The 16,131-nt window shown below is 42.3% G+C and carries 12 protein-coding genes; 9 read left to right on the forward strand and 3 right to left on the reverse strand.

The genetic code is table 11. The annotated features are described in order from the left end of the window. The first annotated feature begins 256 nt into the window (after positions 1-256). The 6 genes from G589_RS0113015 (at position 257) to G589_RS0113040 (ending at position 7,336) form a co-directional block, all read left to right on the forward strand. A complete protein-coding gene (locus G589_RS0113015) occupies positions 257-1,027 on the forward strand; it encodes a flagellin (RefSeq protein ID WP_026522448.1) in 771 nt (256 codons plus the stop codon). A 334-nt stretch (positions 1,028-1,361) separates the two neighbouring features. After that, a complete protein-coding gene (locus tag G589_RS0113020) occupies positions 1,362-2,291 on the forward strand; it encodes an ABC transporter permease (RefSeq protein ID WP_022768976.1) in 930 nt (309 codons plus the stop codon). Positions 2,292-2,305: 14 nt separating this feature from the next. Continuing rightward, positions 2,306-3,364 (forward strand): ABC transporter permease, encoded by a 1,059-nt coding sequence (locus tag G589_RS0113025; RefSeq protein ID WP_022765462.1) that lies wholly within the window; start codon positions 2,306-2,308, stop codon positions 3,362-3,364. Positions 3,365-3,380: 16 nt separating this feature from the next. Continuing rightward, positions 3,381-4,370, forward strand: coding sequence for an ABC transporter ATP-binding protein (locus G589_RS0113030; RefSeq protein ID WP_022768979.1), 990 nt, complete (start codon positions 3,381-3,383; stop codon positions 4,368-4,370). Beyond that, positions 4,367-5,374 carry an ABC transporter ATP-binding protein gene (locus G589_RS0113035; protein WP_022768981.1) on the forward strand — a complete coding sequence of 336 codons (1,008 nt, stop codon included), beginning with the start codon at positions 4,367-4,369 and terminating at the stop codon, positions 5,372-5,374. The genes G589_RS0113030 and G589_RS0113035 overlap by 4 nt, the downstream gene beginning before the upstream one ends. Positions 5,375-5,473: 99 nt before the next feature. Then, entirely contained in the window at positions 5,474-7,336 is a 1,863-nt protein-coding gene (locus G589_RS0113040; protein WP_026522449.1) for a peptide ABC transporter substrate-binding protein, read from the forward strand. A gap of 106 nt (positions 7,337-7,442) precedes the next feature. On the opposite strand, the gene G589_RS0113045 is transcribed toward G589_RS0113040, so the two are convergent. The 3 genes from G589_RS0113045 to G589_RS0113055 form a co-directional block, all read right to left on the reverse strand. Beyond that, positions 7,443-7,973, reverse strand: a complete 531-nt coding sequence (locus tag G589_RS0113045) for a hypothetical protein (protein ID WP_022768983.1) — start codon at positions 7,971-7,973, stop codon at positions 7,443-7,445. 14 nt (positions 7,974-7,987) lie between these two features. After that, positions 7,988-8,287, reverse strand: coding sequence for an STAS domain-containing protein (locus G589_RS0113050; RefSeq protein WP_022765457.1), 300 nt, complete (start codon positions 8,285-8,287; stop codon positions 7,988-7,990). 125 nt (positions 8,288-8,412) lie between these two features. Further along, positions 8,413-8,628 carry a hypothetical protein gene (locus tag G589_RS0113055; RefSeq protein WP_022768986.1) on the reverse strand — a complete coding sequence of 72 codons (216 nt, stop codon included), beginning with the start codon at positions 8,626-8,628 and terminating at the stop codon, positions 8,413-8,415. A 187-nt stretch (positions 8,629-8,815) separates the two neighbouring features. Here G589_RS0113055 and G589_RS0113060 point away from each other — a divergent pair, with 187 nt between their 5' ends. The 3 genes from G589_RS0113060 to G589_RS21285 all read left to right on the forward strand — a co-directional run bounded on the left by G589_RS0113060 (position 8,816) and on the right by G589_RS21285 (position 16,101). Beyond that, a complete protein-coding gene (locus tag G589_RS0113060) occupies positions 8,816-10,462 on the forward strand; it encodes a SulP family inorganic anion transporter (RefSeq protein WP_026522450.1) in 1,647 nt (548 codons plus the stop codon). A gap of 174 nt (positions 10,463-10,636) precedes the next feature. Then, positions 10,637-13,165, forward strand: coding sequence for a bifunctional diguanylate cyclase/phosphodiesterase (locus tag G589_RS0113065; RefSeq protein ID WP_026522451.1), 2,529 nt, complete (start codon positions 10,637-10,639; stop codon positions 13,163-13,165). 14 nt (positions 13,166-13,179) lie between these two features. Continuing rightward, positions 13,180-16,101: an ATP-binding response regulator gene (locus tag G589_RS21285; protein ID WP_051192380.1), complete on the forward strand. Its 2,922-nt coding sequence runs from the start codon at positions 13,180-13,182 to the stop codon at positions 16,099-16,101. The last annotated feature ends 30 nt before the right edge of the window (positions 16,102-16,131 follow it).

Below are 16,131 nucleotides of genomic sequence, written 5' to 3' on the forward strand. Positions count from 1 at the left end.
TTCAGAAGTTTCCTTCTGATGAGATTATAATAACCGTTAAATTTTGCCAAATTATGTCAGAACTCTAAAAGAAATATAACGTAAAATTAAAACAAAAATAAACGTATTTTCTTTTCAATTTATGACCGTTTGAGGCGTAATAATGTTTCATTTTTGCCTAAAATAAGCCATTTTTGGTATTCCTTTTTTATGGACGGTGAAATAGTATTATGGTAGATGGGAGTAGTTTATTTTTGTTTCACAAGAAGGAGGCACTATGAGTAGCATTTCAGCAATTTCAGGGTACAGTAACTACTCAGCGTATTCCGTCATTTCAAATGGTGGCCGGATTTCAAAGGCTTCTCAGGGAGCATCTGAACTTGCTATTCAGGAAAAGACAGATACTCAGGTAAGAGGACTTGAAGTAGGCAGAGAAAATCTCGAATCTGCCAGGTCTGTCCTTAACATTGAAGACGGAGCCATGGAAGGCATTACCGATTATCTTCAGAATATTAAAGAACTTTCAGTTAAAGCAAAGAACGCAACTTTATCTGACGATGATAAGGAGTCAATTCAGTCTCAGGTAAAGCAATACCTGCAGGGCATAAATGACACAGCCAATCAGGCTAAATACAATGAGAAAAATTTGCTTAGCGGAAACGCAGGAGATCTTAAGGTTGCAACCGATTCAAACGGTTCACTGGTAAATGTTTCTACTTACAACAGCACTACCAAGGCTCTTGGCATTGATGACTACGATGTTACCAAGGACGACTTTGATATGAGCAAGATAGACAAAGCGCTTGAGGCTGTTACCAAGAACAGATCAAATGCCGGAGCTCAGACTAACGGAGTAGAGCATGCTCTTTCTTACAATTCTCACGCAGCTATGGAGCTCAATGGATATCAGATGGACAAGGAAGAAGACAATTCCATGAGAGCTGTTATAGAAGCCAAGCAAAAAGAGCTAATGGATACCTATCAGAATACACTTCTGGCGCAGAAGATGAGAGATGATGAGCAGAAAGCCATGAACATCTTCGCGTAATCCTGATAAAGATTATTTGACGAAAATGTCCGCCCCACAAAGACAAGTGTCTTTTGGGGCGGTTTTCTTGATTTATATTAATTAGTTGTAGCGATTTTAAGGTCAAATACTTGACATAAAGTAATATAAATTCTACACTAAACAAGGCTTGCACGTTTCGTTTTAGAAGCGTGTTAAATAGGAGATTTATCTTCAGTGCAATGACGTACGGGCAAGTATGTGATTGCATTTATTTTGTCATAATTTAGCGATTTAGCACGTTGAAGTTGCAACGCTTTGTGGGGATAAATATTTTATTGGCCGGTAATACTATTATTAACAGGTTGGAGATGCTATGAATACTAAGACACTAATGTACATTGTAAAGAGAATCCTGCTTGCAATAGTTACAGTTTGGGTAGTTATCACTGTTACCTTCTTTGTAATGCATGCAGTTCCCGGTGGTCCATTCATCGGTGAGAAGGCCGTAAGTGAATCGGTCATGAAGGCTATGGAAGCCAAGTACGGACTGGATAAGCCTCTTGGAGTTCAGTACCTTACATATCTTTCTGATGTAGTTACCAAATTTGATTTTGGACCATCGCTTAAGCAGAAGGGTAGAAGCGTTAATGACATCATATTTGACGGAATGAAGACTTCTGCCAAGCTGGGTCTCATCGCTGCTTTAATTGCGCTTGCCAGCGGAGTAGTCCTTGGATCAGTCGCTGCGCTTCGCAGAAACAAGCTGATCGACAGGATCATCATGATCATTACAACTGCATTCGTATCTATGCCTTCATTTATCATGGGATCTCTTTTACTGATTGCTTTTGCAATAAATCTTAAGTGGTTCCCGGCGAACGGAGCATCCAAGAACGGACTTGTACTTCCCGTTCTTACGCTTTCCCTTTACCCAATGGCCTACATCACAAGGCTTACAAGATCTTCAATGCTTGAAGTCCTGGGGCAGGATTATATCAGAACCGCCAAGGCAAAAGGTGTGTCCGGTATGAAGATCATCTTTGGACACGCACTTAAGAATTCACTGATTCCGGTTATTACATATTTCGGACCGATGCTTGCAGGTATCGTTACAGGTTCCCTCGTCGTTGAGCAGATCTTTGCTGTTCCCGGAATAGGTAGGGCCTTCGTAAACAGTATCACAGGCCGTGACTATCCGCTTATCATGGGTACAACCATCGTGCTTGCAACACTAATCGTTATCATGAACCTTGTGGGTGACATCATGTACAAGGTTGTTGATCCGAGAATCACACTTGAGTAAGGAGAGTTAATATAATGGATATCAGTAAGTTAAGTGCACAGGTCAATATGGATGATTTCATTCCTGCGACCGACGAAGAAAAAGAATATATGGTGCAGATGCGTCCCTCATCTACATTCTTTAAGGACTCTGTAAAGAGACTTCTTAAGAATAAGGTAGCGACGGTTTGCTTCTTTATTATTGTAATAATAGCTCTTGCAGCTATCTTTATCCCAATGTTCTGGCCCTATTCCTATGACAGCATGCTTGGTATGACACCAGGTAAGCCTGTAGATAACAGCTTCAAGGATCTTAGACCTTTCGAGTATGGTAAGTCAGAACTTAAGAGAATAGAAGCCGGTGAGTCTGTTGTACCTCACATCTTCGGTACAGACTCTCAGGGACGTGACTACTTCATCCGTGTTGTATACGGAACACGTATTTCACTGGCAGTTGGTTTCTTTGCCAGCCTTATCGTACTTATTATCGGTATGACCATCGGCTCTGTTGCCGGTTATGCCGGAGGAGCCGTGGACCTAGTCATAATGCGAATAGTCGATATAATCTATTCGCTGCCCGACATGCTGATGGTTATCCTATTATCTTCAGTACTTAAGGTAGTAATGGAAGGAGCCTTGGACGGAACGGTCCTGGCTAAGATCGGTTCGAACATTATAAGTTTGTTCATAGTCTTTGGTGTACTGTACTGGGTATCAATGGCGAGACTTATAAGAGGACAGATCTTATCACTGCGTGAGCAGGAATATGTACTTGCTGCCGAGGCTGCAGGTGCTAAGGGTAAATGGATCATCTTAAAGCACCTCATCCCTAACTGCTTCTCAGTAATCATTATTTCAACTGCACTTCAGATCCCAAGCGCTATCTTCACCGAGAGTTACCTTTCATTCCTCGGACTTGGTGTTAATGCGCCTATGCCATCACTTGGCTCACTTGCTTCTGATGCGCTGAACGGAATTTCATCTTATCCATACAGACTGATAATTCCCGCAATTGTTATTTCGCTGATAGTTCTTTCACTGAACCTCTTTGGTGACGGACTTCGCGACGCATTTGATCCTAAGCTGGATACTTAATTTGGAGGCAAGAATAATGAGATTATTAGAAGTAAGAGATCTGCATACCTCATTCTTTACTGATGCAGGTGAGGTAAAGGCAGTTAATGGTATATCTTTTAACCTGGACAGAGGTAAGGTCCTGGGAATCGTAGGAGAGTCCGGAAGTGGTAAGTCAGTTACTGCATATTCAATCATGCAGATTCTGGCTGGAACCGGTAAGATCGTATCCGGATCGATCAAGCTCGACGGACAGGAGCTTGTTGGCGCCGGTGAGAAGGTCATGAAGACAGTTCGTGGAAATAAGGTTTCAATCATTTTCCAGGATCCCATGACATCACTTAATCCTACTTATACAATTGGTCATCAGCTAATGGAGGCTATTCTGCTCCATACAGACAGAAATAAAGAACAGGCTCGTGAAAGAGCTATTGAGATGCTAAGGCTCGTTAATGTAAATGAGCCTGAAAAGAGAATGAATCAGTACCCACATGAGTTCTCAGGCGGTATGAGACAGCGTGTTATGATCGCTATGGCTCTTGCCTGCGAACCTGATATCCTTATTGCGGATGAGCCTACAACAGCTCTTGATGTTACCATCCAGGCACAGATCCTTGATCTTATGAAGTCACTTCAGGAAGAGCTTGGAATGGCTATCATCATGATCACTCACGACCTTGGTGTTGTAGCTCAGATGTGTGACGAGGTTATCGTTATGTACGCAGGTTCAATCTGCGAGCAGGGAACAGCTGATGAGATTTTCTACAATCCTTGTCATGAGTATACAAAGGGACTTCTTCGTTCTATCCCTACAGAGGGCAATGACGGTGAGAAGCTTGAGCCTATCACAGGAACTCCTATCGACCTTCTGAATATGCCTAAGGGATGTCCTTTTGCACCAAGATGCGATAATGCCATGAAGATCTGCCTTCGCGAGAGAGCAGAGCGTATGCAGATTAATGACGATCATGCGGCAGGCTGCTGGATGAATGTTAAAAAGCAGATGGAAGGCGGTGAAAAAGCATGAGCGAGAATAAGAACCTTGTTGAAATAAAGCACCTTAAGGAATACTTCAATGTAAACGTAGGATTCTTTAAGAGTAAGCCCCTTAAGGCAGTTGACGATGTGTCTTTTACCATCAAAAAAGGTGAGACACTTGGACTTGTTGGTGAGTCAGGCTGTGGTAAGACCACAGTAGGACGTACCATCTTAAACCTCTATAAGCCCACTGACGGAGAGATCTGGTACGATGGCAAACTTATAAAGACAAAAGAAGACATTCATGAGTTCAGAAAGAAAGCCACCATGGTTTTCCAGGATCCATATTCATCATTGAACCCAAGAATGACAGTATCCGATATTATCGGTGAGCCTTTGGATGTACATAATCTCTGCAGCTCCAAAGAGGAGAGAAGAGAGAGAATCCTTGAGCTCATGAATTACGTAGGACTTAACTCAGAGCATGCATCAAGATATGCTCACGAGTTCTCCGGCGGACAGAGACAGCGTATCGGTATCGCAAGAGCACTTGCAGTTAACCCTGAATTCATCGTCTGTGACGAGCCTGTATCTGCTCTGGACGTTTCAATCCAGGCTCAGGTTATCAATATGTTTGACGAACTCCAGGACAAGCTTGGGCTTACATATCTGTTCATCGCCCATGACCTTCTGGTTGTAAGACATATCAGTGACAGAATTGCTGTTATGTACCTTGGTAAGATGGTTGAGCTTGCTGATGCAAATGAGATCTATGACAATCCTATGCATCCTTACAGCAAGTCACTTATATCATCTGTACCTATTCCGGATCCTAAGATCGCAAGAGCTAACAAGCGTATTGTCCTTTCAGGTGATATACCAAGTCCTCTTAATGCTCCTTCCGGATGTCCTTTCAGAACCAGATGTCCTTATGCTGATGAGGCTTGTGCTGCTTCAATGCCTGAGTTTAAAGAGGTTAGCAGTGGACACTTTGTTGCATGTCATCATATTGAAGACGTATCAAAGATCCAGAACAAGATTGTGCTAAATTAAATTTTATTTTAAGAAGTGCACAATATATGGTAAAATGGTAAAGAATATGGTGAATGCCGTATTTTTTATAAAAACTCATTCATAATAAGGAGGAAAATTATGAAAAAGAAGTTAGTTTCTTTAGTACTTGCATCTTGCATGGTACTGAGCCTTGCTGCTTGCGGCAACAGCGCTACTCCTGCTGAGACACCTGCTTCAACAGATACTCAGGAGACAGCTGCACCTGCTGATACAGCAGCTGACACTCAGGCAGAAGCTCCTGCAGCTGAGCCTGTTGGAGAGCAGAAGATCAATGTATGTCTTGCTTCAGAGCCTGCATCACTTGATCCTGCACTTAACTCTGCAGTAGACGGTGCTACACTTATCAACCACCTCTTCTCAGGTCTTGCTAAATGGGGCCTTGATGCAAGCGGAAATCTTGAGCTTCAGCCTGACTGTGCTGAGGAGCTCGTTGAAGGTGTAACAAACGACGACGGAACAGTAACTTACACTTACACACTTAGAGATGGCCTTACATGGTCAGATGGACAGCCTGTAACAGCAGGTGACTTCGTATTTGCCTGGAACAGAGCAATCGCTCCTGAGACAGCAGCTGACTATGGCTACATGTTCGAGGTAGTAGACGGATATGCTGATGGCAAGCTCAATGTAAACGCAATTGATGACAAGACTCTTGAAGTTACTCTTGCAAACACAGTTGCTTACTGGGATGAGCTTCTTGCATTCCCTACATACATGCCTGTTCGTGAAGATGTAGTTGCTAACGAAGCATGGGCTACAGATCCTTCAACTTATGTATGTAACGGTGCATACACAATGACAAGCTGGGATCACAACTCACTTATCACAATCACAAAGAACGATAACTTCTATGATGCTGATAAGATCACAATGGAAGAGATCAACTTCTACCTTTCAGATGATGCTAACAACCAGCTCGCTAACTTCGAGAATGGTGACTGGCAGATGATCGATGACGTTCCTACAAACGAGATCGCTACTCTTAAGGAGACATATCCTGATGAGTTCGTAACAGCAGGTCAGCTTGGAACATACTATGTATGCTGGAACATCAACGAGAACATCCTTCCTGCTTCAAACACACTTACAGGTGCTGACAAGGCAGCTGCTGAGAACGAAGTTCGTAACGCACTTGCACTTCTCATCGACAGAAACTACATCGTAAACGACGTAGCACAGGGTGGACAGGTTCCTGCTTCTTCATTCGTAGCTATGGGTCTTACAGATGCTGACGGATCACAGTTCTATGAGAATGCCGGCGGAAACAGCTTCAACGGATACTATGATGTATCTGAGGATGCTTACGAAGCTAACTGGGGTGCTGCACTTGAGACTCTCAAGAAGTACTACACATTTGATGAGGCTACACAGCAGTTCACAGACTTCCCTACACTTACATACCTCTACAACACATCAGAGGGACACAAGGCAATTGCTGAAGCTATCCAGGCTACATTCGCTGGTATCGGCATCACAATGAACCTTGAGAACCAGGAGTGGGCTACATTCCTTGATACACGTAAGGCTGGTAACTACTCAATCGCACGTAACGGTTGGCTTGGTGACTACAACGATCCTATTTCATTCCTTGATATGTGGACAACACAGTCAGGTAACAACGATGTTCAGTTCGGTAAGGGCGACAACGCTAAGGTTCAGGCTTACTCACTTGACATCACAGATCTTGGTTACGATACAAAGGTTGAGAACGGCACATGGTCAGAGACATACGATGTACTTATCAGCGACATCAAGACCTGCACAGATGTTAAGACTCGTTATGAGCTTATGCACAGAGCAGAGGATCTTCTTATGTCAACAGGCTGCATCTGCCCTATCTACTACTACACAGATCTTTACATGATCAGCAACAACGTACAGGGATTCTTCTCAAGTCCTCTTGGATACAAGTACTTCATGTACTGCACAATCACAGGCTGATTGCGAGAGCAGAACTACCTTGTGAAAACAAGCTGTGAAATAAAAGAGAGCCGATACCATTTGGTATCGGCTCTTTATTAGTTTGTTTATTTAAAGGTTTCCGGTCTTAGAAAGCCTTTCTTACAGTCATGTGTACCTTGCCACCACGGATGGCGATCTTAACATCATCTGCAAGCTTTTTAAGAACAGATGCTTCATACTGATCATACTCAGGATCATCTACGAAGTGACCAACTACGTCTGATGCGATGTCATCGGGAAGCTCGTAGTAAACTTTATCTGAATCAGCTGTCATAGCCTGCTCAAAAGCATCTCTGAGCATTCCGAGGAAACTTCCTGCAGCTTCGTTCTTTCTTGAGCTGGATGCGGAGATGAGAGTAGCTCTCTTATCCTTATCCATAACGGTCTCAGTTGTAAGATTGAGATCATAGGTCTTATCTTCCTGATCAACCCAGAAGGAAGCTTTAACTTCACCTGTTACGATCCTTACCATGCTGAGCATTTCTTCTGTAAAGAGCTGAAGATGAAGTGAATCTGTAGCATTAAGGCCATTGAACTCAGCAAGCTTCTTAGTTGCTTCAACTGCCTCTTTAAATCCGGTACCCTTGTTATCAATAGCGATTACGTCTGATTTCATAGTCTCTGCTCCTTTCAACCCTCGATGTCAAATATGTTGCTGAATCCGGTTACGGTAAAGACTTCCTTAACGATATCGTTAGGGTTGACAATCTTAATTGTACCCTTGTTGTAAAGAGCCTTCTTAGCAGAGAGAAGAGTTCTAAGTCCTGCAGAAGAGATGTACTCAAGAGCGGACATATCAATTGTAAGTGCCTTAACCTGATCAAGAGACTCATTCAGTACCTTTTCAAGCTCAGGTGCTGTTCCTGTATCAAGTCTTCCATCCAACGCGATGTTAAGCTGATCTCCATTAACAGTTTTTGTGATATTCATAGCATTCCTCCTAAATTGTGTGTAGGTGAAACAATAATATGATTTATTGTTCTTATTTTATCATAATTGTGCATATCTTGTGCACTATTATTACTGAGATTAATCATTAAAACATCATAAAATTCTCAAGAAATATGGGATGTTTCATCAAGCTCTTTTCTAAGGAACCCGACATAGCTGCCAAGTCCGGCAAAAATTGCAAGCAGGATAGTGTGGATTTCGATAAGTGACTGTCCCAGAGCTACATGATTTATAACGCTAAGGATCATAGCAAACAGTAGCCATGTGACAACAGTATTGATCATAGATTTGATGATAATAAGTTTTGTGCTTTCTTTCATAATTTTCTCTCCTTTACATTTCCCTGATGGGAAGCGCTCTCTCTTTGTTATATTAAAAGAATAGCATTTGCTTTATCACAGTAATGTCACACACTAAATATTTCTTTACTTTTCAGCAGATGGTAATATAATTAAAAACTGTGTATTTATTTAGATGATGTTAGTATTAGCGGAGGATGTTAGTAACATGCAATCAAAAGACAAATTAAAGCCAATGCTGTTTTCAAACCTGAAGCACTATAGTGTAAAGCAGTTTGGCAGTGATGTTGTATCCGGAATCATAGTTGCCATAATTGCACTTCCTTTGTCAATCGCCCTTGCTCTTGCATCGGGTGTTGGCCCTGAGGAAGGTCTTTATACAGCTATCGTAGCGGGCTTTATTATTTCATTTTTAGGTGGCTCAAGAGTTCAGATAGCAGGACCCACAGCTGCTTTTGCAACAATCGTTGCCGGAATCGTGGCAACCAAGGGAATGGAAGGACTGGCACTTGCTACTATATTTGCCGGTATTCTCCTTATTCTTATGGGAGTATTCAGACTCGGATCCCTTATCAAGTTCATTCCTTATACTATAACAACAGGATTTACAGCAGGTATCGCTGTGACCATCCTTGTGGGACAGATCAAGGACTTCCTGGGATTAACATATCCGGCAGGAACCAAGACCGTCGAGACCATGGAGAAAGTGAAGGCCATAGGCGCAAACATCGGAACCATCAACGTATGGGCTCTTGTAGTTGGTGTTGTCTGCCTTCTTATTCAGATCGTATGGCCCAAGGTAAGCAAAAAGATTCCCGGATCACTCGTAGCGGTTATCGTCGGAATCCTCATGGTGAAACTTCTTAATCTTAACGTTAACACCATAGGAGACCTTTATGAGATAAAAGGAACCCTTCCACAGCTTCATGTTCCTGCCTTTGATTTTGAGACAATCAGATCGGTAGCAGGAGATGGTTTTACCATTGCAATCCTTGCAGCTATCGAATCACTGTTATCCTGTGTGGTTGCAGACTCCATGATCAACTCTCACCACAGATCAAACATGGAGCTTATCGCTCAAGGCGCAGGTAATATCGGTTCAGCACTCTTTGGTGGTATCCCTGCAACAGGTGCTATTGCCAGAACTGCTGCAAACATCAAAAATGGTGGAAGAACACCTATAGCCGGAATGGTACATTCTTTATGCCTGGTTCTTGTTCTTGTAGTACTGATGCCATTTGCAAAGCTTATTCCTATGCCTACCATAGCTGCAATCCTGTTTATGGTTGCATATAACATGTGCCAGTGGAGAACTTTCGTACATCTTTGTAAGACAGCTCCAAAGAGCGATGTATTTGTTCTTGTTATCACATTTGTACTGACTATCGTATTTGACCTTGTAGTAGCTATTGAGATCGGTATGGTTCTTGCATGCCTCCTGTTCATGAAGAGAATGAGCGACGAGTCAGGTATCACAGGATGGAAGTATTATGACCCCGATGAAGATCCTGATGGACCTGAGCTTAAAGATATTCCTAAGCATGTAAGAGTATATGAAATCAGCGGGCCTATGTTCTTTGGTGATGCTGATATGATCGCAGAGATTGGTTTTAAGGACTTTACAAGAGCACTTGTAATCCGTATGCGTGGAGTTCCGGCAATCGATGCAACAGCAATGCACTCATTCGAGCAGCTCTATGAAAGATGCAAAGAGAACGGTGTTCAGCTTGTCTTTTCCCATGTAAATGAGCAGCCTATGGCTACTATGGAGAAGGACGGATTTGTTGATCTTGTAGGCAGAGAGAACTTTCAGCCTCACATTGACGATGCCTTAAAGCGCGCAGCTGAAATTTGAATAAAAATCAGTTCATAAATAAAGGTGCAATCATCCTAAAAATATGGATGGTTGCACTTTTTTGTTGGCCTGATCCAAATATAATATAATGGTAAAAAAACTATAAAAATACGTTTTTTAGAAGAAAAATATATTAAACTATATGTATATAATTGGCGATGAAAGGACCATCTTTTGGATAAAAGCTACTTTATTGACAATTTGGACAGAGCCATTAAAGAGGAATGGATAAAGGCTTATCATCAGCCTCTTGTTCGTGCTGCAAGTGGTAAGGTTTCCGATGAGGAAGCCTATTCGAGGTGGACAGACCCCCAAATGGGAACCTTTACAGCTTCAGAATTTGTTCCTGCACTTGATGAGGCAAAGCTGACCTACAAACTTGACCTTTATATGGTTGAGAGAGTCCTTAAGAAAATGAAGGAGCAGTCCGAACAGGGCTACTATGTTGTGTCTGAATCCATAAATCTTGCTGCCTCAGACTTTGAGTGCTGTGACATGGTTTCGGAGATCACAGCCTTAATAGATTCCTATGGCTTTACAAGGGACAAGATTTCTATTGAAATTTCGGAGAGGACAATGTCTTTGGACATTGATCGCATGAAAAAGGTGGTGGATCGCTTCAGAGCCGGAGGAGTAAAGGTATGGATGGATGACTACGGAAGCGGATATGCTTCAATGCTTATTCTTCTTAAGGTGCACTTTGATCTTCTGAAGATAGACAAGATATTTATAGAGGAAATAGATAAGTCTGATGCCGGAAAGATCATTGTTACCGAGCTGGTAAAGACAGCATTGGCACTCGGTATGGACACTGTGGCTGAGGGCGTTGAAACAAAGACTCAAGTTGACTTTCTGAAAGAAATAGGCTGCGTCAAATTGCAGGGGAATTACTATACCAGGCCTATTTCTTTTGCAGATATTGTTGACAGAAATATCAGGGGAATACAGATTGGGTTTGAGAATCCTGCAGAGGCGGGATATTTTGAAACCCTTGGCAGAATTAATCTATACGATCTTGCAGCTTCGAAAACCGATGAAAAGGATTTAAATAAATACTTTGATACCATCCCTATGGTTATTTTTGCACTTGATGATAAGAAGGCAACCTTCGTCAGATGTAACAGAAGCTACAGACGTTTTGCCCTGGATTATTTTCCTGACGGCAAAAACAGGAAGGAGATCTTTTACGATACTGTAAGTAAAGGCCCGGGAAATTACTCTTATAATGCTATAAGACAGTGTGCTAAAAACGGAGAGAGGGTAATAATAGACGACATTACAGCCAGTGGTCATACCATACAGATGTTCATCAGAAGGGTGGCGGTAAATCCTGTTACAGGTGTTGCAGCTGTAGCGGTGGCCATATTATCGGCTTCTGATATAGCAAGTAATGAGGGGCTTACCTATAACTATGTGGCAAGGGCTCTTTCTGAGGACTATATCAAGCTGTATTTTGTAGATCTGGATACAGAGACTTTTGCAGAATATACTCCTGACGGAGATAGCAGGGATATAACCTTTGAAAGGCTTGGAAATGACTATTTTGACCTTGAGAAGAATACTATAGATTTTGAGATATATCCTGAGGATGTTGAGAACTTCAAAGCTGAGTTTACCAAGGATAACTTCATAAAGCAGATCAGGGAGAATGGTCTCTTTTCAATGGTTACTCGAATGATGCTGGGCGGTGCTCCAACATATGTAAGCATCAAGGGAGTAAAGACAAAGGACGCAGCCAATCATGTTATTATCGGAATCAACAATGTCGACAATCAGATAAAAAGCAGGGAGATTGTTGAAAGAGCTAAGGAAGAGAGCATTGTTTATTCCAGAATAGGTGCGCTGACCGGAAACTTTATTTTTATCTTCACGATTGATCCAAGAACTCAGGAATACTACATGTATAATCCGGGTGGAAATTCTACGGATTTGAATATAGAAAGTGAAGGAAAAGATTTCTTTGTAGATGTCATAAAGAATGCCGACAAGGGTATCTATCATGAAGATCTGGATGCATTCCTGACTGCTTTTACCAAAGTAAATGTCTATGAACAGATATTAAAGACAGGCATGTTTGAAAATGAACACAGAGCGATCATTAATGGAGAGCCCAAATATGTTCAGTTAAGGGCTACTTTGACCATGGAGGACGGCGAAGAAAAGCTTATAGTCGGTATCTTTGATATTGATGAAAAGATAAGACGCGAGCAGGAATATGCCATAAGCCTTAATGCAGCAGAGGTAAAGGCAAACCTTGATGAGCTTACCGGCGTCAAGAATAAGCATGCCTATGTTGAGATGGAAAAGATATTAAATACAAGAATAGAGGAGAAATACACACCTTCTTTTGCAATCTGTGTCTTTGACTTAAATGGCCTTAAAGAGATAAATGATACTTACGGCCATCAGGAGGGAGATAGGTTCATTAAGCATGGATGCGATACCATCTGTCGTATTTTTAAGCACAGTCCGGCCTACAGGGTTGGCGGCGATGAATTTGTGGTTATAGCGCAAGGATATGATTATCTCAATATTGATGCTCTGATGCTTAAAATGAGAAAGCACAACATGAGGAACAAACAAAAGGGCGATGTCGTAATAGCTGCCGGAATGAGCAGGTTTAAGGGGAATGAAACTGTAGCAGATGTATTTAAACGTGCTGATGAGGAAATGTACAGGAACAAGAAAGAACTTAAGAAATAAGTTTGGAAAGGGAGATGATCCGTACGGATACAACGCCAAATGGCAACAATAAAATGAAGTTTGACCAATATCTGTATCCCATTCATATATGGGCACTTTCCTTTGGATGTGCTGTGGGATGGGGTGCTTTTGTCATGCCCGGAACAACGTTCCTTCCAAAGGCAGGTCCTGTCGGAACTGTTGTAGGCCTTATAATCGGCGCCGTTGTCATGTTCATAATCGGTGCCAATTACCACTATCTGATGAACAAGTTCCCGGATGGCGGAGGAACTCTCACCTATACGCTTAGAACCTTTGGTCATGACCATGGCTTTATGAGTGCGTGGTTTCTGGTTCTTGTGTATATCGCAATCCTTTGGGCCAATGCATCTGCCCTTGGCCTTATCAGTAAATTTCTCTTAGGAAGTACTTTTCAGTTCGGGTTCCACTATGTGATCCTTGGATATGACGTATATCTTGGAGAAGTGCTCCTATCAGTGGCAGCGGTCCTTATTTGCGGAATATGCTGCATCAGGGGAAAAAGAATTGCCTTTACTTTGCAGGTGATCTTTGCGCTTATTCTCATCTTTGGAATTATCATTTGTGCAGCATTTGTTGCAGGTGTGGACGGCAATATCCTTATTCCTGCAAAGCCTTATTTTGTAAGTAATCAGGGCAGCAAAGCTATCCAGATATTTACAATTGCGGCTCTTTCACCCTGGGCTTTTGTAGGTTTTGAATCTATCTCAAACTCAGCTGCGGGCTTCAAGTTCCCTGCAAAAAGAAGTCTTCGCATCATGGCGATAGCTCTTTTTACGGCAGTATTATCTTATCTGCTATTGGCTCAGATAGCTGTGGCGCATGTTGATGAAGGGTACACTACCTGGCTTGATTATATAAGGGATATTGGTAATTTATCCGGTATAGAGGGACTTCCTACCTTTCATGTTGTATCTGATACTATGGGAAGCAGTGGCGTATTTATACTGGGGCTTGCTGCTTTTGCAGGAATAGTAACAGGCCTTATCGGCAACTTCATTGCAGCCAGCAGACTGATGTTTTACATGGCTGATGAGGGAATGCTTCCACCGTGGTTTGCAAAGCTCAATGAGGAAAAGAATCCTAAGAATGCCCTTGTTTTTATCATGTGCATATCTCTTTTCATCCCGCTTCTTGGCAGGACTGCCATTGGATGGATCGTTGATGTAACAACAATAGGAGCCACGATTGCATACGCCTATACTTCAGCCGCGGCTCTTGCCAATGCCAAAAAAGAGGACAATAAGAAAATTGAGATAACAGGTATAGTCGGCATTGTCATGAGTGGTTTGTTCTTCCTGTTCTTTATGATGTCCTCAGCAGAAGCTATGTCAACAGAGTCCTATCTGATACTGGCGACATGGAGTATTCTGGGGTTCTTGTGGTTCAGGTTCGTATTTGAAAAGGATACAGAAAGAAGATACGGCAAATCAACGGTTGTCTGGGTAACCCTCCTATTTCTGATTTTCTTCACATCTCTCATGTGGGTTAAAAGAGCTACCGACGACATGACAAAAGATGTTGTCGGCAACATCAAGGATTACTATGAGAGCCAGAGCGGCGGCAAGGATATTGATACCATTGAAAAAACAGAAGCCTCTATACAGGAACAGCTGGTAAATGTAGATCATGTCCTTACCAGAAACAGCCTGATCCAGATGAGCCTTATCATAATTGCTCTTGTCATCATGTTCAGCATTTACAGGATCATGTCAAGGAGAGAGAAGGCGGCTTCCGTTGAGTCCATCAAGGCCAATGAGAGGAGCCGGGCCAAGACAGTATTCTTGTCCAATATGTCCCACGACATAAGGACACCTATGAATGCCATTATCGGATATATCAATCTGGCTGAGGATGAAGCTGTTACCCACGAAGAACTAAAGGATTACCTGCATAAGATAAAGGGATCCAGCCATCATCTGCTTGCACTTATAAATGACGTCCTTGAGATGAGCAGAATTGAGAGCGGAAGAATGGACCTCGAGCCTGTTCCCGTAAACTTAAGAAGGACCTTTGAGGATATCCGAAATCTTTTTGAACTGCAGATGCACGAGAAGGATATTGAGTTTAAAGTGGAATGCATAGATCTTAAGGATCCTCATGTTTACTGCGATATAAACAGACTTAACAGGGTACTGCTCAACCTTATCAGTAATGCCTACAAATTTACCCCTGAGGGCGGAAGTATATCCGTTACTCTAAAGCAGACTACAGCAGTTGTGAATGGCTGTGCAGACTATGTGATAAGCGTTAAAGACAACGGAATCGGTATGTCTGAAGAGTTTACAAAGAAGGTATTTGAAGCCTTTGAGAGAGAAAAAGATATAACTGTAAGTGGCATTCAGGGAACCGGCCTTGGAATGAGCATTGTAAAGAATATAGTTGATCTCATGGGCGGAACCATTACGGTTAATTCCAAGAAAAACAAGGGCTCTGAGTTTATTGTAAAGTTATCGCTGGATAGACAGAGCCAGGAAGATATACAGAAAGAAACAGAGGCAATTGAAGCAAAGAATAGGGCAGGAGTTGCAGACTTCAGTTCCATGAGACTTCTTCTTACAGATGACATGCCCATAAACAGGCAGATTGCAATCAAGCTTTTGGAAAAGCACGGCTTTACAGTAGAGACTGCAGAGAACGGAAAAGAAGCTGTGGACAAAGTAAAGGCAGCTGAGCCGGGGTACTACAACGCAGTTCTTATGGATATTCAGATGCCTGTAATGGGTGGCTATGAAGCAACGAAGGCCATAAGAGAACTCGATGATGAAGCAAGAAGAAAGATACCTGTGATCGCCATGACAGCCAATGCCTTTGCGGAAGACGTTAAAAAAGCCAAAGATGCGGGTATGAATGCTCATATAGCAAAGCCTATAGATGTAAAGAACATGATAGAAGTCCTCACAGATGTCCTTACATAAGGAACAGTTTTCTCTTTCTTGACAGGTGTG

The organism is Butyrivibrio sp. VCB2001, assembly GCF_000423965.1.
In the GTDB taxonomy this organism is placed as follows: domain Bacteria; phylum Bacillota; class Clostridia; order Lachnospirales; family Lachnospiraceae; genus Butyrivibrio.